A 19,741-nucleotide genomic window follows, 5' to 3' on the forward strand; every position below is an offset into this window, starting at 1 on the left:
CCCGCATACCCGTGTCGTGGCACGGCTGCTGATGAGGGGTCAGTAGGGGAGGTCCGGGCGGTCGTAGGAGCGGAGCAGGGCTACGGCCAGCGCCGTCGCCAGGGCCGGGAGGAGCGCGAAGCCGGCCAGCATGCCGAGTTCGGCCGCGGGGGTCTGTTCGGCGGCGCGGCCCGTGCCGGAGGACACGTAGCCGCAGAGCTGGAGGACCACTCCGTACAGGAAGGGGCCGAGGGCTACGCCCAGGCCCTCGCCCGTGCTGAACAGGCCGGACAGGACGCCCGCCTGGCGCCGTTCGGTACGGGCCGCGTCCCGGGCGATGCAGTCCGGCAGCATCGCGTAGAGGAAGAGCAGCTGGCCCGCGTGGCCGGTGCCGGCCAGCGCCATGGAGAGCAGCACCACCCCCTCGGGCAGCGCGGGCGCGGCGAGGAAGAGCAGGCAGCCGGCGGCGAACAGGGCCGAGGCGATCGGGTAGCCGTGGCGGCCGCGCAGCCGCGACCAGAGGGGCACGGTCAGCAGGTTGGGGGCGACGAAGGCGGCGACGAGGGCGCCGACGCCGGAGGAGTCGCGCAGTACGTGTGCGGCGAAGTACGGCGCGCCCGCCAGCAGGACGCCGGTCGCGACGGACTGGACGACCACGCACCGCAGCAGTGCCATGAAGGCCGGGTTGCCGCGGGCGGCGGCGAACTGGCGGCGCAGGCTCGACTCGGTTTCCATGACGGGGGCGTCCCGGCGGGCGCCTGAGGTGCCCGCGAAGACCCAGACCGCCCCGAGGGCGATCACCGCCCCGCCGAAGATCCCCATCCACCGGTGCCCGGCGAGGCCGCCGCCCCCGGCGTCGATGAGGTCGGGTCCGGCGGCGCCGGTGACCAGTGCCGCCACGCCGATGACGGCGACCCGTCCGCCGACCAGGCGCATCCGGTCCTCGTGCCGGTCGGTGAGCTCGGCGGGCATGGCGACGTACGGCACCAGGAAGAAGGCGAACGCGGTCGCGGTGAGCAGGTACCCGGCCGCGGTGAGCCAGGCTCCGGCGGTGCCCGGCAGCAGCCCCGCGAAGGTCAGCGCGAAGGCCAGGGCCATCGCGAGCCCGCCGCACAGGACGTACGGGCGGCGCGAGCCCCAGCGGGTACGGGTGCGGTCGCTGGCCCGGCCGACCAGCGGGTTGAGGAAGGCGTCCCAGGCCTTGGGGACGAACACGATCGCGCCGGCCAGCGCGGCGCCCACGCCCAGGGTGTCCGTGAGGTACGGAAGCAGGAGCAGGCCCGGGAGGGTGGTGAACGTCCCGGTGACGAGCGATCCGGAGGCGTAGCCGACGCGGAGCCGACGCGGCAGCCCGGCCATGGGACCCGCCGGCCGCGCCGGCCCGGCGGTGTCCGGCAGAGCGGCGTCCGGCGGGGCGACCCGGGTTCGCCCGGACCCTGTGGTGGCCATCGGGGGCTTCCTTCCGGGGAGCTGTGGAGGTCTGCGGTGGGAAGAAAAGGGCCCCGCCCGGGGGCCGGGGGGGACATCCCGGGGGGCGGGGCTCTCGTACCTCAGGGTCCGCCCTCCCCCTTGGACGTGACTAAAGCTCACGTACGCGGATCAGGGGCGACGGGCGACGGACGAGTTCCTGCCATGCACTTTCCTGCCAACGGCGGCGGCTGGATGCCCGCTCGAGCGCCGCTCCACCATGACGCGAGAGAAGGAGAGGGACATGACAGTCGACAACAGCACGACCTCGCTCCCCGCCATCCACGGACACGCGACGGCCGCCCGGCACCTGATCCACCGTCCGCCCTCGCGGGCCCACTACGGCCTCGACGTCCCCAGCCTGGGCGAGGAGAACTTCACGCTCGTCGGCGCGACCCCTGTCGGCCACCCGCTCTTCAACGACGGTCCGGGCCACTTCCACGACCTCCAGATCGCGACCGAGACCATGCGGGAGATCGGCGAGTTCGTCGGCCACCGCTACTTCGGCGTGCCGGAGGACCGCCCGGGCCTGTTCTACCGCTTCACCCTCGACCTCACCAATCTCTCCGCCTGGCGTACGGACGGGCCCGCGGCCGGCCCCGTCCCCATGGAGACCCACATCAGGGCCCGGCCGGCGAACGTGGTCGCCGAAGTGCCGCGCGGACTCGACTTCCACCTCGAGGTGGTGATCGACGGCCGCCCGTGCGCGACGGGCGCCGCCGGTCTGGTCTTCCTCATGCCGAAGCTCTACCGCCGCCACCTTGAGCACTCCCGGCAGGCCCTGCAGGCCGCGCCCGAGCTCGACGATGCGCCCGACGGCCCGCTGCGGCCCGCCGACTCCGCCGAGACGGGCCGCTACGCCCCCGAGAACACGGTGATCAGCGAACCGACGGACGCCGCACGAGGCCGGATCAGCACCTGGCTGCTCACCCGCCACATCAGCCCCGTGTTCCTCGGTGAGGACGGACAGGTCTCCGGACTGCACCTGCTGGAGGCGCTGCGCCAGACCTCGCTGCTCGCGGCGGGTCGGACGCACGGGCTCGACCCCGTCCGCAGCGCCCTCGGCTCCTGCCAGGTGCACTTCCGCGGACAGGCCGAGGCCGATCTGCCGCTGCGCTGTGTGGCGGTGGCCGGTCCGCTGGGCCGCGACGGCGAGGGGCGGCCCTCCGTACCGGTCACGCTCACCCTGACGCAGCGCCGCCGTGCGGTGGCCGAGGCCCGCACCTCCGTGGTCCAGGACCACTGAGGACGATGCGCTTCGGGATTCTGGGCCCGCTGGAGGTCACGGGAGGCACGGACGGCGCTGCGGGCGGCGGTACGGGCGACGGCACGGGCGGCGGCACGGGCGGCGGCACGGGCGGCGGCACGGGCGGCGGCCCTGGGGCCTCGTACGCTCCGCAGGCCGCCAAACTGCGGGTCGTCCTCGGGACCCTGCTGGTCCGTGCGAACGAGGTCGTGTCGGCGGAGAGCCTCATCGACGAGCTCTGGCCGCAGGCGCCCCCGCGTACCGCGACGACCACGCTCCAGGTCTACGTGTCCCACCTGCGCAAGGCGCTCCGGAGCGCCGATCCGGAGAACGGCCGGGAGTCGCTGGTCACCCGGCGTCCGGGCTATCTGCTGCGGGTCGGCCCGGACGCGCTCGACACCATGGTCTTCGAGGATCTGTCCCGCCGCGGCCACCAGGCCCTGCGGGCCGCCGACTTCGCCGCCGCGGCCGAGCTGCAGCGGCGGGCGCTCGCACTGTGGCGCGGGCCGGTGCTGTCGGACACCCCGCACGGACCGGTCCTGGACAGCGCGGCCGTCCGGCTGGGCGAGGCGCGCACCACCGTGCTCGACGAGCGCATCCGGGCCGAGCTGCACCTCGGGCTGCACCGCGAACTGGTGGCCGAGCTCCAGGAGCTGGTGGCCGAGCACCCGATGCACGAGGAGTTCCACGCCCATCTGATGGTGGCGCTGTACCGGTGCGGGCGGCAGGCGGAGGCGCTGCGCGTGTTCGCATTGCTGCGGCGGACCCTCGTCGAGGAGCTCGGGATAGAGCCGGGCCCGGCATCGCGGCAGCTCCAGCGGCGCATCCTGGAAGGGGATCCGGCGCTGTCGACGGCTGGCTCCAGAGGTGCGGGGTCCGATGCCGGGCCCGACGCCGGGTCCGACGCCGGATCCGATGGCGCCCGGAGCACGGGAGGCTGGTCCCCCGCACTCGGCGCGCTGCCCCCCGCAGACCCGGCCTTCACCGGCCGTACGGGCGAACTGACCGAGTTGGAACAGCTGTTACGGGCCGCCCCCGCAGGTGGCGCCGTCGCCGTGACGGGCCTGCCGGGCACCGGCAAGACGGCGCTCGCGGTGGAGGCCGCGCACCGCGTGGCGGACGCCTTCCCCGACGGGCTGGTCTTCCTGGACCTGCGCGGCGCCGACGGGCCGCCGCCGACCGGGGCGGAGATCCTCGGCCGGCTGGCGCGCACCCCCCTGACGGGCCGCCGGGTGCTGCTGGTCCTCGACCACGTCACCTCCGAGACGCAGGTCAGGCCGCTGCTGCCGCTCGCCGGGGGCTCCGCGGTGCTGCTGACCGCGGGCCGGGTGCCCGCCGGGCTCCCGGGGCTGCGGTCGGTGGTCCTCGGGCCGTGGCGCCCCGAGGAGTCCCGGCGGCTCGGCGGGCTGTTCACCGGCCGCGCGGGGATCCGTACCGGCGCGGCCCGCCCCGTGGCCGAACCGGGCACGGTCGCCGAGATAGCCGAGCTGTGCGGGCGGCTCCCACTCGCCGTACGGGCCGCCGCCGCCCAGCTCGCGGCCCGGCCGCACTGGACCCCCGCCACGCTGGCGGACCGGCTGCGCGACGAGGGCGGGCGGCTCGACGCGCTGCGGACCGGCGATGTCGACGTACGGGCCCGCCTGTTGGAGGCGTACGCGGCCGCCCCCGACGCCCAGCGGCGGGAGTTCCGCCTGCTGGCGCTGCTGCCGCCGGGCCGGTTCGGCGCCCGGCAGGCCGCCGCCGCGCTGGGCCTGGTCGAGGCGCGGGCCGCGGCGGCCCTGGACGTGCTCGCCGACGAGCGGCTGGTGGCCGTGGACCGGGACGGCTGCCGGCTCCCGGAGCTGCTGCGGCTGCTGGCGGTGGAGCGGCTGGCTCTGGAAGAGCCGCCGGAGGTACGGCGGGCGGCGGCGGAGCGGGTGTGCCGGGCGTACGCGGCGGCCGCCGCGGCGCGGCCGGGCCGGCTGCCGGACGCCGACGCGCGGGGGCTCGTACGGCTTGCGCGGACCGCGTACGAGGCGGGGCTGTGGGCGCTGACGGTACGGCTGACGGATGCCACGGGCGGGTGGGTGGAGGACGACGCCGAGGCCGCGTTCACCGTGGCCCTGGACGCCGCCGTACGGTGCGCGGACCGGTCGGCGCAGGCCCGGATGGAGCGCTCGCTCGGCGATCTGGCCTGGCAGTACCGGCGCCTGGAGCGGGCGCAGGAGCTGTTCGCGCGTGCGCTGGCGCACGCCCGGGAGGCGGGTGACGAGGAGGAGGCGGGCCGCGCCCTGGTGGGTCTGGCCGAGCTGCGGCTGGACGCCGGGGCGGCGGCGGAGGCGGCCGCCCTGCTGGAACCCGCCCTCGCCGCCCTGTCGGCGCCGGGCCGCGCCCGCTACGAGGCGAGCCGTGCGCGGGCGCTCCTCGCCCTCGCACAAGACGGGCCGGAGGGACGTTCGAGGGCCCGGACCTGGTTCGGCGAGTGCCTTGAGCTGGCGGTTGGCCTGCGCGATCACCGGCTCGAGGTGTACGCGCGGCGCTCGCTGCGTGCGCTGTCCGCCGAGGGGGGCGAGCAGCGGGCCGTGGAGATCCGCCCGGGGCTCTGGCGGATCCGGCCGGCCGGTGTCCGCACGTGACCGGGGGGCGGCCCCGCGGCCTGACCCTGCGATCCCCTTCCACTGCTACGTACGGAGAGCCATGTCGGTTGCGCTGGGCCCGGTGACGGAACTCGTCGGGCGGGAACGGGAGTCCGCCGCGCTGGTGGAGCGGCTGCGGGATCCGTCGGTCCGGACGCTGACGGTGACCGGGCGGGCCGGAGTGGGCAAGAGCCGGCTGGCCGCGGAGGCCGTACGGGAGATCGGCGGGGAGTTCGGCCGGGTGACGGTGGTCGATGCCGTTCGGTGGTGCGCCGCCGCCGGGCAGGAGCCGCTGCTCACGCCGGCCGGACCCGAGGAGCACGGCCGCGTCCTGCTGCTGCTCGACGGCTGCGACCACGACGTGCGCCCGGCCGCCGCCGAGGCGGTGGCGGCGCTCGCCGGGGATCCCCGTGTGGTGGTGCTGGCCACGGGCCTGGAGCCGCTCGGGGTGTACGGGGAGCGGTTGCTGCCGCTGGCGCCGCTGCCCGTTCCGGGATCCGCGGGCACCGGCGACCCGCACGAGGTGCTGGAGGCGGCCTCGGTCGCGCTGTTCGTGCGCCGCGCCCGCGACGCCGACCCGGCCTTCGCGCTCACCCTCGAGAACGCGGCGGCCGTCGCCGAGATCTGCACGCGGCTGGACGGTCTGCCGCTCGCCGTCGAACTCGCCGCGCGCAGGCTGCGACTGCTCTCTCCCCAGTCGCTCGCCGCCCGGCTGCGCGGCCGTACGACCGTGCTGGCGGGCGGACCGGCGCACGCTCCCGAGCGCCACCGCTCGCTCGCGGCGCTCGCCGAGTGGAGCTGCCGGGGCCTGGCCGGTCCGGCCCGCGCGCTGCTGGACCGGCTTTCGGTGTACGAGCCGGGCTTCGGCCTGTCGGCGGCGGGGGTGTCGGCGGAGGCGGAGGTCGAGACGCTGCTGGACCGCGGTCTGCTGGCCGTGGTGGGCGAGGAGCAGGGGGAGCCGCGGCTGGCCGTGACCGAGCCCGTACGTTCGCACCGCCGCGCGGAGTTGGCGGACTCGGGGCGCGACGGCGCGGCGCTGGACGCGCACGCGGAACGCTACCGGCTGCTGGTGACCAGCGCGCTGCCGGGGCTGAACGGAACCGATCAGGAGCGGCTGCTGCGCGAGTTGGCCGCCGAGGGTGCGAACGTGACGGCCGCCCTGCGGCGGTTGCGGGAGCGGGGCGACGACGAGGCGGCCGCCGCCCTGGTGCTCGGCTGCCGGCTGCCCTGGCTGACGCAGGGGCGGCTGCGGGAGGCCCTGGACTGGTGCGACAGCTCGGCCGAGGCCGCCGGTCCCCCGCTGCCGGAGGCCGTACGGGCCCGGCTGGCCGACATGTCCGGGCTCTTCGCGCTCGCCCTGGGCGATCCGCAGGAGGCCGTACGCCGCCACCGGAGCGCCCTGGCGCTGGGCAAGGCCGTGGGCGACCGGCGGCAGAACGCACTCGTCTCCGTGCACCTCGGGACGGCCCTGCTGAAGTCCGGGGATGCGCCGGGGGCGCGGGCCGTGCTGGTGGCCGCGCTGAGCGCGCTGGCGTCCATGGGCGTGACCGGGGGCGCGGCCGGGGCGGCGGCCGCGCTCGCGGCGGTCACGCGGGCCGAGGGCGACCGGCGCAAGGCGCTGGAGCTGCTGGACCGGGCCGAGGAGGCGTTCCGGCGGATCCGGGACGGGCGGGGCCTGGCGGGCACGCTGCGGACGGCGGCCGCGCTGGCCCTGGACGGCGAGGAGCCGGACCGGGCCGACGGGGCGCTGCGGGAGGCCCTGCGGCTGTACGGGGCGATCGACGAGCGGACGGAACTGCCGGACCTGCTGGAGGAGTTCGCCCTGTTGCTGCTGCGCACGGCGCCCGCCCAGCGGCCGCGTACGGTGCGCCTGCTGGCGGCGGCCGACACCCTGCGGGCCGCGACGGGCGCCGAGGTGCCGGACGCGTGGCGCTCCGAGGCCGAGCGGGCCCGTACGGAGCTGAGCGCGCGGCTGGACTGGTCCGACTTCGCCACGGCGTGGGCCGAGGGCGTCCGGATGACCGCACGGGCGGCGGTGGCGGAGGCCCTCTCCGCGCCCGCTTCCTCGCGCCGACCGGCGGCGGGGGCGGTCGCCGAGGCGCAGTCCCTCACGCCGCGGCAGGTCCAGGTGGCCCTGCTGGTCTCCGAGGGACTGACGAACCGTCACATCGCGGCCAGGCTGGACATTTCCGAGTGGACGGTGGTCAACCACGTCCGTCAGGTGATGCGCCGTCTGGGGTGCACCTCGCGGGTGCAGGTCGCCGGGGCGGTGGGCCGATGGGGCTGACGGATTCACCCTGGGAAAGCGCGGCGGCGCACGGCGCGGTGCACGGCCGGCCGCCCGGCCTCACCCCGCCCGCGGGGCTCTCGGACCGGTTCCGGGCGGCCGGCTGGTGGCGCCCGGAGACCTTCCTCGACGATCTGTACCGTACGGCCGCCGCCGCGCCCGAGCGCCCGGCGATCGTCTCGGAGCGGGCGCACCGGCCCGTCGGCCGGCGCCGGGTCGTCGTCACCTACGCCCAGCTCTCCTTGTACGTCGACCGGTTCGCCGCCGCCCTGGCCTCGCTCGGGGTCGCGCCCGGGGACCCGGTCGCCTACCAGCTGCCGAGCTGGTGGGAGACCGCGGCGCTGACCCTGGCCTGTCTGCGGGCCGGGGCGGTGGCGGTGCCGGTGCTGCCGACCGTACGGGCCCACGGACTGCACCGGATCCTGGAGAGCACCCGGGCCCGGGTCTGCGTGGTGCCCGACGTATGGGAGGGCTACGCGCACGCCGAGGTCCTCGCGGATCTCGCCCCGGGGCTGCCGTGGCTGCGCCACCGGGTCGTCGTGGGGGACGCGGCGGCGACCGGGGCCGTCGATTTCGCGGCGTACTTCCGGCGCACCGCGCACGAACGCACCGAGGCCGGCCGGCGGAGCAGGCCGTACGCCGGGCAGGCCGACCGGACGGCCCTGCTGATCAGCGTGATGGGCCTGCGGGACTCCTACACCTCGGTACTGCACTCCCCCAACACGCTGTACGCCAACATCGCCGCCCAGCACGGGGGCGACGGCCCGGGGCGGCGGCCCGGCGAGGTCTTCCTCAGCACGCTGCCGCTCACCTCGCTCGCCTCCCTGATCTACACCGTGTGCTGGCCGCTGGCGGTCGGCGGGACGGGCGTCTGCCAGGACGTGTGGGACCCGGGCCGGTGCCTGGACCTGATGGCCGCGGCCGGGGTGGACCAGGTGTACGCGGAGCCCGCGTACTGCTCCGAGCTGCTCACCGCCCAGCAGCGCCGCCCCCGGGAGCTGGGCCGGCTGCGGCTGGTCCTGTCCGGCGGGCGCACCAGCACCCCGGGGCCGCTCGCCGCCGCACTGCACGAGGTGTTCGGCGTCCCGGTGCTCTCCGTGTGGGGGGCGCCGGAGCTGGGCATGGGCGCGCTCTCCGGCAACGCCCCGGACCACGGTGACGGATTCCGCCCGCTGCACGGGCTGGAGGTGTCCGCCGGGCACGGGACCGGGGCGCTCGCGGTGCGCGGCCCGTCGGTGTGCCTGGCCACCTGGGAGCACGGCGCCCCGGCACCGGTGCCCACCTGGGAGCGGGCGGACGGCTGGCTCGACACCGGCGACCTGGCGGAGGCCGGACCGCACGGCGGGATCCGGGTCCTCGCCCGGGCGGGCACGCGCACCGGCGCGATCTTCATGGTGCCGGTGGCCGAAGTGGAGGAGCGGCTGCTGAGCCACCCCCGGGTCCGCGAGGCCGCGGTCGTCGCCTACACCGATCCCGAGCACGGGGAACTGCCCTGCGCGGTGGTGGTCCCGACCGCCCAGGACCGGCCACCGGGTCCAGCCGAGCTGCGGGAGCACCTCACCGCCGGGGGTGTCGCGGAGGCCTTCCTGCCGACGCGGCTGGAGATCGTCGGCGCCCTGCCGCGCGACGAGGAGGGCCGGATCCGCCGCGGGGCGCTGCGGAGCTGGCTGACGCGGCTGCGGCCGGGCGGGCCCCGGCCCGCCCCCGGCTGAACGGCGGCGGCGCCAGGGGGTGTCCTGCCGATCGGGCCGGGCTCGCGGCGCCTGGCACCGCGCCCTGATCCGGCCCGATCGGCACGACGCCCCCTAGTCGCAGCCCGCCACCCGGCGGGCGAAGGCGGCGAGTTCGGTGCGCCACGCCGGGTCGACGGTGGCCGCGTCCACCGCCGCGTCCGCGCGCGCCAGAAGTCCGGCGATGGTCTCCTCGGCGCCGTCGCGCGCCCGCGCGTCGAAGAACACGTCGCGCAGGAACTGGGCGTCGCCGTCGAAGCCCGGGCCACCGCGCAGGAATCCGCGGATCCGCCAGGCCGCGTGCAGGGCCCGCGCGTACTCCTCGTAGGTCTCGCGCAGATCCTCCCGACCGGCCAGCGAGGCGCCGATCAGCAGCGCGTGGCGCAGCCCGTACCAGCCTGCGCCACAGCCGCTGCCGCAGCCGTCGAGGCACTGGCCGGGCCAGGCGTCGTCGAGGTACTCGGTCGCGGCGGCGGCCGCGGCGTGCGCGCCGATCGCCCGCTCGGTGCGCAGGTCGTCCCACAACTCCCAGGCCTCGTACGGCAGCCGGACCGCGAGCCGGTCCCCGTAGGCGAGCGCGAGATCGCCCGCGAGCACGGCGGTGCCCTCCCCGAACCGGCGGGACTCGCCCCGCCAGCCGTTGCGCTCGTGCTCGGCGGCGTGGCTGATGTGCAGGGTCGGGATGCTGCGGCGCAGCGACGCGTTGTCCCGTACGTCCTCGCGGATCATCAGGCAGGTGTCGAGGAGTTCGAGCGCGGCGGCCGCGGCCACGGCGTCGTCGCCGTCCGGGTCGCCGCCCGCCGCGAGGTATCCGGTGAGGCAGATGACCGGGTGGGCGCGCTCGGCCCCGGCCTGGACGAGCTCGGCGACGCCGGCGACCAGGACGACACTGCGCGGATCGGACGTACGCCGGTTGCGGTGTTCCTCGGCGAGCAGCCGGGCGAGGCGCTCCTCGACCCGGTCGAGCATGACGTCGCGGACCTGTGCGGGCGTGGCCGTCCGCCACGGCTGGTCGTGCGTCGGTGTGGTCATGATGCCCTCCCTGGTGGGCTGCGGATCATGACCAGACCCTCCCCGAGGTGTCTTGCGGGCAGCCACCGGGGGAACGCGCGGGGAGGGATTCCGGGTGTGGCGGGGGCCGGGTGTGCCAGTTGTCTGCCAGGGAAGGGCATGGGCGGCGACGGCTTGCCATGACCTTGCCATGGCGCCGGTGACGAAGCCGTCACCGGCGCCGCTGCAGCCGCCTCACACGAACTCGGCCACCCCCAGGTGGAAGTCGACCGGGAGCGCCTGCCGGCCGGGGATCTCCAGCTTGCGGTAGACGCGGGTCAGGTGCTGTTCCACCGTGCTCACGGTGATGTAGAGCTTCTGGGCGATCTCGCGGTTGGTGTGGCCGTGCACCGCCAGCAGGGCCACCCGCTTCTCCGACTCGCTGAGGCTGGCGACGAGATCGGCGTGCGGCGCCTCGGCGGGCTCCGCCGCGTCGGCGGTGTCACCGGTGTGGCCGGGCAGGATCTTCACGCACAGCGCCTCGGCTCCGCACTCCCTGGCCACGTGCCAGGCCCGGCGGTTGACCATGGCGGCGCGCGCCGGTTCGCCGATCTCCCGCAGCACCTGGCCGAAGTCGCCCATCGCACGGGCCAGTTCGTACTGGTCGCCCGAGCGGTGCAGGTCGTCCACGGCCTTGGCGAGCATCGCCTGCCGCTCCTTGGGCTCGCGCAGGGACGCCCTCAGCCGCAGCGTCATGCCGCGCACCCAGGGGTCGGCGGCGTCCCGGGTGGTGAGCTGGTCCGCGAGGAACCGTTCGGCCTGGTGGGCCTCGCCGAGCTTGAGCAGGGCCTCCGCCGCGTCGGTGCGCCAGGGCAGGAGCCGCGGCCGGTCCAGGCCCCAGCGCCGCATGTGGCGACCGATGTCCAAGAAGTCGCCCAGGGCCGCGTGGAAGCGGCTCGTGGCGAGCGCGTAGTGGCCGCGGGCCCGCAGGTATCCGAGTCCGTGGATGCTGCCGGAGAGTTCGGCGGGGGCGGGCCGGCTCAGTACGGCCGCCGCTTCCTCGGGCCGCCCCATGGCCGTACGGGCGCGCACCAGGGTGCCGGCGATCCCGCACAGCAGGACGCTGCCGCCGTGCGCGGGCACGGCCCGCAGGATCTCCTGCGCGGTCCCGGCGGCGCCCGTGAGGTCGCCCAGGCGCATCCGCGCCTCGGCGAGCAGTCCGCCGAACACGGCCTGCCAGCCGGTGGCCCCGCGCTGCGCCGCCTGCCGGACGAAGGACTCGCACCAGGGCAGCGCCCTGGCCGCGCCGTCCAGGTACAGCAGGGTGCGCAGTGCCTGCACCACCGGCTCCACGGTGCCTTCGGCCAGGGTGGCGCCCCGCAGGAACAGTTCGGCGGCCTGCGCCGCCGCGCCCTCCTCCGCCTCCACGGGGAGCGCCCACAGGGCCGCCGGGTGGACGGGGGTCCTGGCCGTGCGGCCCGCCGGGGGCGGTCCGGTCTCGGCCGGTGTGCCGCGACGGGTGGAGGCGGCCCACTGGGGAAACGCGGAGAGCCCGTCGAGGGGATCGTCCCCGGGGATGTCGCCGTGCCGGCGCTCCGCGCCGGGGTGCCGGCCGCCGCAGGCCGCCAGCCGTTCCAGTACGTCGGCCGACTCGTCGATCCGGCCCTGGGCGGCCAGTACGCGGGCCAGCGGGCCCATGGTGTGCGGGCCGAGCTTTCCTCCGGCCAGCGCGGACAGGGGTTCGAGGAGGTGGCGTTCGGCGACCGCCGGGTCGGTGCGTCCGGCGACGGCGCAGAGTCTGATGGCCAGTTCGGCGCGGATCGCGTCGTCCGGGCAGGCCTCCCGGGCGAGTTGGAGTACGGCCGTGGCCTCGGCGAGGGCTCCGTCGGCGACGTACTGGTCCGCCGCGGAGCGCAGGACGGGCAGGGCCCATTCCTCGGCGGTGTGCCGTGCGGCGAGGAGCTGGGCGGCGACCGCCGTGTCGGGCGCGCCCGAGGCGCGGGCCAGCAGGGCGGCTTCCCGGTGCAGGGCGGCCCGGGCGGCCGGGTCCATCCGGTCGAGTACGGCGGCGCGCGCGGCCGGGTGCCTGAAGCCGTGCCCGCCCTCGGGGGCGATCAGGCCCGCGGCGTCGAGCGCGGTGAGGGCGCGGACGGCGGCGGCCTCGGGGGCGCCGGTGAGCCGTGCCAGGTGCGCGGCGCCCGCCAGGTCGTCGAGTACGGCGATGGCCTCGGCCAGCCGGGGGGTGGCGGCCCCGCAGCGGTGCAGGCAGGCGAGCACCGCCTGGGTGTAGGCGTCGCCGGGGCGGTGGTGGGGGTCTTGCAGCAGGGACCGCAGGAGCAGCGGGTTTCCGCCGCTGGTCCGGTACAGCCGGTCGGTCTCCGCCTCGGTGCGGTCCGGCAGCATGGCGCGGACGGCCTCGGGGGCGAAGCGTTCGAGGCGCAGCCGTACGAAGTGGGGCAGCCGGAGCAGTTCGGTGCGCAGCAGCGGGTCCTCGGCGCGTTCGTGCACGGACTCGGTGAGCACCAGGAGGACCCTGGCCTGCCGGCTGCCGCGGGCGAGGTGCAGCAGGTAGCGGCTGGACAGCTCGTCGACGTGGTGCAGGTCGTCGACGCAGATCACCACCGGTGCGGCGGCGCTCAGTTCACGGACGGCGGCGGCGAACACCTGCATGGCCTCGACCCGCCCGGCCTCGGCGGGCGACGGCGGGGGCGACAGGGCCCCGGGCGGGGCGTCGGCCGCCAACTGGCGCAGGACGCCCAGGGGATGGCTCCGCTCGGCCGCGGTGCCCATGGCCCGCAGGACGGCGGCCCCCCGGGCTTCGGCACGGGTGGCGACCGTCTCGAGGAATTCACTCTTTCCACACCCGACCGCACCTTCGACTAATAGCAGTCCGGCATTTCCTTCTGCGCAGCCGTCAAGCAGCGCATGTGACAGAGACAATTCCTCGGCACGCCGGAACAACACCATAGGATCCCCCTGTGTCCCCTTTTCCGTGCGTTCCGGAAAGGAATGCGAATCGGAAAGAGAGATGGTCGAGCACTGCTTGAGCCGGAATACAAGATCAGTATAGGCTCGAAATGCCCGCCCCACGGTGTCCGGAAGTTGCCAGGCATCAATCCCCGCGGCGGGCGCCGGGAAAGATCAGCCGCGGGACGTCGCGCGGGTGGCCCGGAGTGCGCCACTCCCGCGGGTAGCCCACGGACACCTCCTCGAAGCGGACCCCGTCGTACCACGTGGTGCGCGGGATGTGCAGGTGGCCGTAGACCACGGCCGCGGCCCGGAAGCGGGTGTGCCAGCCGGCGGTGAGCTCGGTTCCGCACCACTGGGCGAACTCCTGGTGCCGCAGGATCCTGGTGGGTGCCTTGACCAGCGGGAAGTGGTTGACGAGCACCGTGCGCAGGTCGGGGTCGCACGCGGCCAGGCGCCGTTCGGTGGCGGCGACCCGGGCCCGGCACCAGGCCTCGCGGGAGGGATGGGGGTCGGGGTGCAGCATGAATTCGTCGGTGCACACCACCCCCGCCTCGTAGGCCTGCTCCAGCGCCTGCTCCCGGGTGGCCGACTCGGGCGTGCGGAAGCTGTAGTCGTACAGCAGGAAGAGCGGGGCCACGACGAGCGGGCCGGCCGGTCCCGACCAGACCGGATAGGGGTCTTCCGGAGTGTGCACGCCGAAGGAGCGGCAGATCTCCACGAGGTGCCGGTAGCGCGCTTCTCCGCGCAAAGGCACAGGATCGTCGCGCAGGGTCCAAAGATCATGATTCCCGGGCGCCCAGACCACGGTGGCGTAGCGCCGGGTGAGCAGGGCGAGCACCCATCGGAGATCGTCGGGTGACTCGCCCACGTCACCGGCCACGACGAGCCAGTCGTCGGGGCTGTCCGGATACAGCTCCTCGACGATCCGGCGGTTCTCCGGGAATGCGACATGGAGGTCGCTGATGCCCATGAGGCTTCCGTGCGGCATTCGGTGAGGATGAGCGGAAGATCTTGCGGTGGACACCCCTGTTCGTCCCCTCAGTTGCCGTGGGGGACGCGGGCGGGGCCCTGCGCATGACAGGCGTATGGCAAGGCCGGCGGGGGCACTGCCAGGATCCCGGCAGCCGGCCCGCCCGCGGGGCGGCGGATGGCAGCGCCCTGGGAGGAATCCCGGTGTCCGGGGGCCGATCGGGGCGGGCGGCGCCTGCGTTCCTGGTCGGGGCGGGGTCGGCGGCGGCAGCGTGGGACGTGTCAGACCGACGCTTCGACCCGAGGGAATGCCGTGCTCACGAAGCTCCTGCCATCGGATGTCGCCACCGCCGAGTCCACCGCCGACCCGGAGCACGTCTTCCTCTTTCCCGAGGAGGAGTTCCTGATCCGCAACGCCGTTCCCAAGCGGCGGCAGGAGTTCGGGACCGTACGGTGGTGCGCCCGCCGCGCCATGGGGGCGCTGGGAGTGCCCCCGACTCCGGTAGTGCCGGGCCGGCGCGGTGTCCCGCAGTGGGGTCCCTCGGTCGTGGGGTCCATGACGCACTGCGCGAGCTACCGGGGGGTGGCGCTCGCCCGCGCTTCGGAGTTCGTCGCGCTGGGCATCGACGCGGAGCCGAACACCCCGCTGCCGGAGGGGGTGCTGGAGTCGATCACGCTGCCTCAGGAGCTGCGCCGGACCCGGGAGCTGGCGCGGGCGGTGCCGGAGATCGCGTGGGACCGGCTGCTCTTCAGCATGAAGGAGGCGGTCTACAAGACGTGGTTCCCGCTCACCGGCCAGGAACTCGACTTCACGGACGCCCTGGTCACCGTCGACGCGGAACAGGAGACGTTCCGCGCCCGGCTGCTGCCGGACCCCGCACGCCTCTCGCCCGCCGGGCCCACCACGTTCAGCGGCCGCTGGTCGGCGCAGGACGGGGTACTGCTCAGCGCCATAGCGGTGCCGGCCGCCCGGTCGGCTCCGCCGGGGGCCCGGACAGCGCGAAGCGCTCCCCCCATCTGCACTGCGGGGAGCGCTTGCTGAACGTCGTCACCGGCGGGGTGGTCTCATCCCCACTGGTCGTCATCGGGAGTGGCGAGTAGACCCTGCACGGACACGCGCACCCCGTCGGCCGCGGCGGACTGACCCGATCTGCCCAGCAGCGCCCCTGACATGAACTGCACCCCCATAACGGCGATGACCATACCCGTCAGTACAGTCAAGTAAATCGAAGAGAATTTACCGGAAATTGCCCTCACGACGCCCCCAGTCGAAGATCGAGATTTCCTCAGCCAACACCTTCGCCCGATTTCTCCGGCTTTGGTGTCCCGGTGATGCGAATAGAGTGCGGGATATCGATCATTCGCGCCAAGAGCCGCACGCTGGCGTAAAGTTACGTGGCAGCAATTACATCGATCAGTGGGGGCTGGCATGTTCACAGGGGAGGGCTCGGATTCAGGGTTCGCCGAGCTGGACGACATCAGCGCCTCGGCATACGGTCTCGCCGTCGAGTGCGGGCGCTTCGTACGCGAGAAGATCGCCGAGCAGCTGTCCCTGACACCCGAGGAGATCGCGCGGGTGGAGAAGGTGCTGTGCGGGGTCCGCCTCCTGCAATCCATGCCGGGTCAACCGTCCGAACTGACCCCCGTCACACCCGATGTGGCGGCCGCCTCCCTGGTCGCACCCGCGGAGCGGCACATCCGGGAACTGCAACAGGCGGTCACCGACGTCCGGGCCAAGCTGCTGTCCCTGACGCCCCTGTACTTCGAGGGGCGCCGGCTGCGCAACCGGCTGGAGGCCTTCGACATCATCACCGATGTCACCCGGATCCAGGCGATGCTCAACCACCTCAGCCAGAACTGCAAGGACGAGATGCTCACCGTCCAGCCCGGTGGCGCCCGGCCGCCCGAACTGCTCGCGCAGGCACGGGAGTCGGCACTGTCCACGCTGGCCCGCGGGGTCCGGATCCGGACCATCTACCAGCACACCGCCCGCAACGACCTCCCCACCCGCTCGTACGTCCGCGACGTCAGCCTCCAGGGCGCCGAGATCCGGACCGCCGACGAGGTCATCGACCGGCTGATCATCTACGACCGCGAGGTGGCCTTCCTGCCGGAACGATCCACCCACGAGTCCTCGCCCGGGGCGGCGATCGTCCGCGAGCCCACGCTCGTGGCCTTCCTGTGCTCCGTCTTCGAGTACCTGTGGGACGGCGCGTCCCCGTACGTCGTGGAATCCCAGCGGACCCCCGCCTCCTCCGACGAGCTCAAGTGGTCGATCATCCGGCTGATGACCAAGGGCTACAAGGACGAGATGGTCGCCCGCCGGCTCGGCATGTCGGTGCGCACCTGCCGCCGCCACATCGCCGAGATCACCGAGGAACTGGAGGCCACCAGCCGCTTCCAGGCGGGCTACAACGCCGCACGGCAGGAATTACTCTCCGGCGGCCCGGCAGCGGCGCCTCCCCCCTGATCCTCCCCCGGACCCCGTCCGGGGGAACCCCCGCCCAGCGCCTCCGTGATCGCGTCCACGCAGTCCTGGTCGAGCATCGTCGTGACGTGGGCGTCCTGGAGCCGGCCGAAGCCCGCGTCGTAGACCGCGGCGCTCACGACGTACCCGTCCGCCAGCGGGAACGTCCGGAAGATCCACTCGTCCCCGGTGCCCGCCGTCCCGTCCGGCCGCTGGACCCGCACGGGCCTGCCGTCCGGACCGAAGCCGAACTCGGTGAAGCGGAACTGCATGCCCTGGCCGATCGCCTTGCTGTAGGCCTCCTTGAGGGTCCACAGCCGTACGAGGGCGCCGTTGCGCTCCTCCTCCGGCATCCCGGACAGCAGGACCAGCTCGTAGGGCGTACAGATGTGCCGGCCCAGACCGCTGCCGTACATCTCGCGGTCGGCGCGCTCCGCGTCCACCCCGATGAGGCCGCAGGTGGTCAGCCCGACGAGCAGCAGGTCCTCCGTGTGGCTCAGGCTGATGTCGATCTGGTCGCAGCCGCGCAGGTACGGGCGGCCGGTGGGGCCGTAGGCGAGTTCCAGGTCCGCGGGTTCGCTGGCGAGCACCGCGCCCGCCGCGTACTTCAGGAGCATCCGGGAGGCGATGTAGCGGCCGCGCACGTCGGCGTGCGTCAGGTCCAGGAAGCGCGTCCAGTCACGGCCGAGCAGCTCGCGCAGCCCGTCGCCGGTCGGCAGGACGGGCTCCAGGTCCTTGAGCCTCGCGTAGACCAGCGCCGTGCCGTGGGTGGCGAGGTCCTCCCTGACCCTGTCCCACGAGTCGCCTCCCGGAACCACGGCGACGGGCTCCCCGAGGGGCGGGCCGAGCGTGGGGCTGCCCGGGGCGGTCATCCGTACTCCTTCACGAGCGTGTGGACGTCCCGGAAGCTGCGCGCCTCCAGCAGACGGTGCACCGGCACCCGGTGGCCGGACTCCTCCAGGAGGGCCACCAGGCGGAGCAGGTTGAGCGAGTCCCACCCGGGGAGGTCCGCCAGCGCGGTGTCCGCGCCCGCGGGGACGTCGAGGTCCAGGCCGAGGTCGTCGCGGACCGTCCGCAGGAACGTGTCGAGGCTATCGAGGCTCATCGGCCGGCCTTCCCCCCAGGAATTCGGTGATGCGCACATGACCGGGTACGTCCGGCACCCGTGCCAGGTCGTGGTGGAACTCCACCGGCCCGCCCTCGGCCGCGCCGGTCCCGATCCGGGTGAAACCGCAGGACGGGTAGAGATCACGGACGCGGTGGTTGCGTACGGTGGGCACGTACCGGCCCGTCACCGCGGACAGCCCGAGCGCGCGGGCCCGGGCCAGCAGCACGGCGAGGCAGGCCTGTTCGATCCCCCGGGCGAGCACCCGGCAGCTGAGCCACATGTTGTCCAGGTGCAGCGCCCCGTCGGCGAAGGTCCCCAGCACCGCTCCGACCAGGCCGTTGTCGCCGAACCGGTCCGCGGTGCGGGCGGCCAGCAGCAGGCGGCCGTCCGGGTCGGCGGCCAACTCGGCCAGCTCGGACTCCTGGTGTCCGCCGCCCGTGAGGTTGAACTGGTTGGTGCGCAGGGTCAGCTGGGACAGGCGGGCGAACTCGTGGGCCCGGGGCGGGCCGAGTTCGACGCGCACCCCGAGGTTCCGCAGGAACTCCTCGTGCGAGCCGGCCTTCTCGTGCAGGGCCCGGCGTTCGCGCTGCCGGTGGTACTCGCCGGTCCTGGCCCGGTCCTCGTCGGTCAGCCGCAGGGTGTCGAACCAGCCGTCCGCGAGCAGCCGGGTCACGTGCAGCGCGGGCTCCTCGTCGAGCGGTACGACGGCCACCCCGGGCAGGCCGGACCGCACCCGGGCGCGCTCGGCCGGCGAGTCGTCGGCGAAGACGAGGGCGTCGGTGGCGATGTCCAGCCGGTCCGCGATGTCCGCGAGGTTGCCGTCCTTGGGCTCCCAGTTGGCGTTGATCCGTACGAAGTCGTGCTCGCGCAGCACGAGATCGGGATGTCCGCGCAGGGCCGCGAGGACCTGGTCCTCGTCGTTCTTGCTGCTGACCGCGAGGAGCACCCCCTGCGAGCCGAGCTGTTTGACGCACTTCTGGAAGGCTCCGAACGCCTCGCCGCGCAGCGTGCCAGCCGCCGCGACCCCGTCGGGTCCCCGCTCGCCGAGCACCCCGTCCCACAGGGTGTCGTCGAGGTCGAGCACCAGGCACTTGCGGGTCATGCCGCGCACCGCCCGGGCCAGGTGCGCGACCTCGCGGGCGTACGCCGCGAGGAGTTCCGCACCGAGCTGGACCTTGGCGTACCGGGCCAGGCGGGGGTCGGTGACCGGCCCGCCCTCGCCGATCAGCGGTTCCAGGTCGATCACCACGAGGCGGGGGGCGGTCTCGGTGAGCCGCAGCAGGCGGGCGTTGAACTCCCGCCACACCGCGCCGAGGAGGGCCCGGGAGCGGTGGTCGAGTAGCTGGTGGCTGTAGGCGCGCGGCAGCGGGACGGTGTTGAGCACCAGGGTGCCGGTGCCCGTGGCGGCCCCGGCCGCCAGCGCGGCGCACCGGCTCAGCGCCGCTTCTCCCGCCGCGACCACGTCCTCGGGTCCCCACACCGTGGGCACCTGGGCGAACAAGGTCTCCGCGTCGAGCAGGCACAGCGTCAGATCCGGTGCGGCCGCACGGAGTTCGCTGCCGGGATCTGTCAGGTCGCGCAGGTACGTGCCGTATTCGCCGAGGACGGGCCTCAGCAGCAGGCCGTGGCGGGCCAGTTCACCCGTGAGCGGATCGACGACGTGCCCCACCGTGGACTCGCCGGTGACCGCCACCGTCACGACGGGGGTCCGCGGATGGTGGGCCAGCACGGCATCGGGGTCGAGACCGGCGAGCAGCCGCCCGGCCGCCGCGGCGCCCGACGTGCCCTTGGGACCGCTCTCTTCCGCCGCGAGGAGCGCCGGCGCCTCGTCGTACGCCTTCTCCAGCAGGCCCAGCGTGCGCAGTTCGCGCAGCCGCTCCAGCCCGGTGGGTCCCGTCGCTCCCGTCGTCATC

14 protein-coding genes are annotated in these 19,741 nt (G+C 74.7%); 6 read left to right on the forward strand and 8 right to left on the reverse strand.

Annotation, left to right across the window (positions count from 1 at the left end; translation table 11 throughout):
• Window positions 1-39 precede the first annotated feature (39 nt).
• Window positions 40-1,428 (reverse strand): MFS transporter, encoded by a 1,389-nt coding sequence (locus tag JIW86_RS10975; protein ID WP_257553586.1) that lies wholly within the window; start codon window positions 1,426-1,428, stop codon window positions 40-42.
• 262 nt (window positions 1,429-1,690) lie between these two features.
• On the opposite strand from JIW86_RS10975, the gene JIW86_RS10980 reads away from it, so the two are divergent.
• The 4 genes from JIW86_RS10980 (at window position 1,691) to JIW86_RS10995 (ending at window position 9,306) form a co-directional block, all read left to right on the forward strand.
• A complete protein-coding gene (locus JIW86_RS10980; protein ID WP_257553588.1) occupies window positions 1,691-2,692 on the forward strand; it encodes an AfsA-related hotdog domain-containing protein in 1,002 nt (333 codons plus the stop codon).
• A 5-nt stretch (window positions 2,693-2,697) separates the two neighbouring features.
• The gene (locus tag JIW86_RS10985) at window positions 2,698-5,307 is read left to right on the forward strand and encodes an AfsR/SARP family transcriptional regulator (protein ID WP_257553589.1); all 2,610 of its coding nucleotides are present in this window, start codon (window positions 2,698-2,700) and stop codon (window positions 5,305-5,307) included.
• A gap of 61 nt (window positions 5,308-5,368) precedes the next feature.
• Entirely contained in the window at window positions 5,369-7,594 is a 2,226-nt protein-coding gene (locus JIW86_RS10990; RefSeq protein WP_257553590.1) for an ATP-binding protein, read from the forward strand.
• Window positions 7,585-9,306: an AMP-binding protein gene (locus JIW86_RS10995; RefSeq protein ID WP_257553591.1), complete on the forward strand. Its 1,722-nt coding sequence runs from the start codon at window positions 7,585-7,587 to the stop codon at window positions 9,304-9,306. The genes JIW86_RS10990 and JIW86_RS10995 overlap by 10 nt, the downstream gene beginning before the upstream one ends.
• A 93-nt stretch (window positions 9,307-9,399) precedes the next feature.
• On the opposite strand, the gene JIW86_RS11000 is transcribed toward JIW86_RS10995, so the two are convergent.
• The 3 genes from JIW86_RS11000 to JIW86_RS11010 all read right to left on the reverse strand — a co-directional run bounded on the left by JIW86_RS11000 (window position 9,400) and on the right by JIW86_RS11010 (window position 14,254).
• Complete coding sequence (locus JIW86_RS11000) at window positions 9,400-10,356, reverse strand: polyprenyl synthetase family protein (protein WP_257553592.1); 957 nt, start codon at window positions 10,354-10,356, stop codon at window positions 9,400-9,402.
• Between the two features lie 213 nt (window positions 10,357-10,569).
• Window positions 10,570-13,281, reverse strand: coding sequence for a helix-turn-helix transcriptional regulator (locus JIW86_RS11005; protein WP_257553593.1), 2,712 nt, complete (start codon window positions 13,279-13,281; stop codon window positions 10,570-10,572).
• Window positions 13,282-13,426: 145 nt separating this feature from the next.
• A complete protein-coding gene (locus JIW86_RS11010; protein ID WP_416237675.1) occupies window positions 13,427-14,254 on the reverse strand; it encodes a metallophosphoesterase family protein in 828 nt (275 codons plus the stop codon).
• Window positions 14,255-14,566: 312 nt separating this feature from the next.
• Here JIW86_RS11010 and JIW86_RS11015 point away from each other — a divergent pair, with 312 nt between their 5' ends.
• The gene (locus JIW86_RS11015) at window positions 14,567-15,295 is read left to right on the forward strand and encodes a 4'-phosphopantetheinyl transferase family protein (protein WP_257553595.1); all 729 of its coding nucleotides are present in this window, start codon (window positions 14,567-14,569) and stop codon (window positions 15,293-15,295) included.
• Window positions 15,296-15,318: 23 nt separating this feature from the next.
• On the opposite strand, the gene JIW86_RS11020 is transcribed toward JIW86_RS11015, so the two are convergent.
• Entirely contained in the window at window positions 15,319-15,456 is a 138-nt protein-coding gene (locus JIW86_RS11020) for a hypothetical protein (protein WP_215149909.1), read from the reverse strand.
• Window positions 15,457-15,682: 226 nt separating this feature from the next.
• Here JIW86_RS11020 and JIW86_RS11025 point away from each other — a divergent pair, with 226 nt between their 5' ends.
• A complete protein-coding gene (locus JIW86_RS11025) occupies window positions 15,683-16,723 on the forward strand; it encodes a LuxR C-terminal-related transcriptional regulator (protein WP_215149910.1) in 1,041 nt (346 codons plus the stop codon).
• On the opposite strand, the gene JIW86_RS11030 is transcribed toward JIW86_RS11025, so the two are convergent.
• From JIW86_RS11030 to JIW86_RS11040, 3 genes are read right to left on the reverse strand one after another with little or no spacing between them, the layout of a single operon-like run.
• Window positions 16,663-17,592 (reverse strand): 4'-phosphopantetheinyl transferase family protein, encoded by a 930-nt coding sequence (locus JIW86_RS11030; RefSeq protein WP_257553596.1) that lies wholly within the window; start codon window positions 17,590-17,592, stop codon window positions 16,663-16,665. The genes JIW86_RS11025 and JIW86_RS11030 overlap by 61 nt on opposite strands.
• A complete protein-coding gene (locus JIW86_RS11035; protein WP_215149912.1) occupies window positions 17,589-17,825 on the reverse strand; it encodes a phosphopantetheine-binding protein in 237 nt (78 codons plus the stop codon). Before JIW86_RS11035 ends, JIW86_RS11030 begins: the two co-directional genes overlap by 4 nt.
• Window positions 17,812-19,740: an HAD-IIIC family phosphatase gene (locus tag JIW86_RS11040; RefSeq protein WP_257553597.1), complete on the reverse strand. Its 1,929-nt coding sequence runs from the start codon at window positions 19,738-19,740 to the stop codon at window positions 17,812-17,814. Before JIW86_RS11040 ends, JIW86_RS11035 begins: the two co-directional genes overlap by 14 nt.
• Window position 19,741: the final 1 nt, after the last annotated feature.

It is taken from the genome of Streptomyces sp. NBC_00162, assembly GCF_024611995.1.
Taxonomy (GTDB): domain Bacteria; phylum Actinomycetota; class Actinomycetes; order Streptomycetales; family Streptomycetaceae; genus Streptomyces.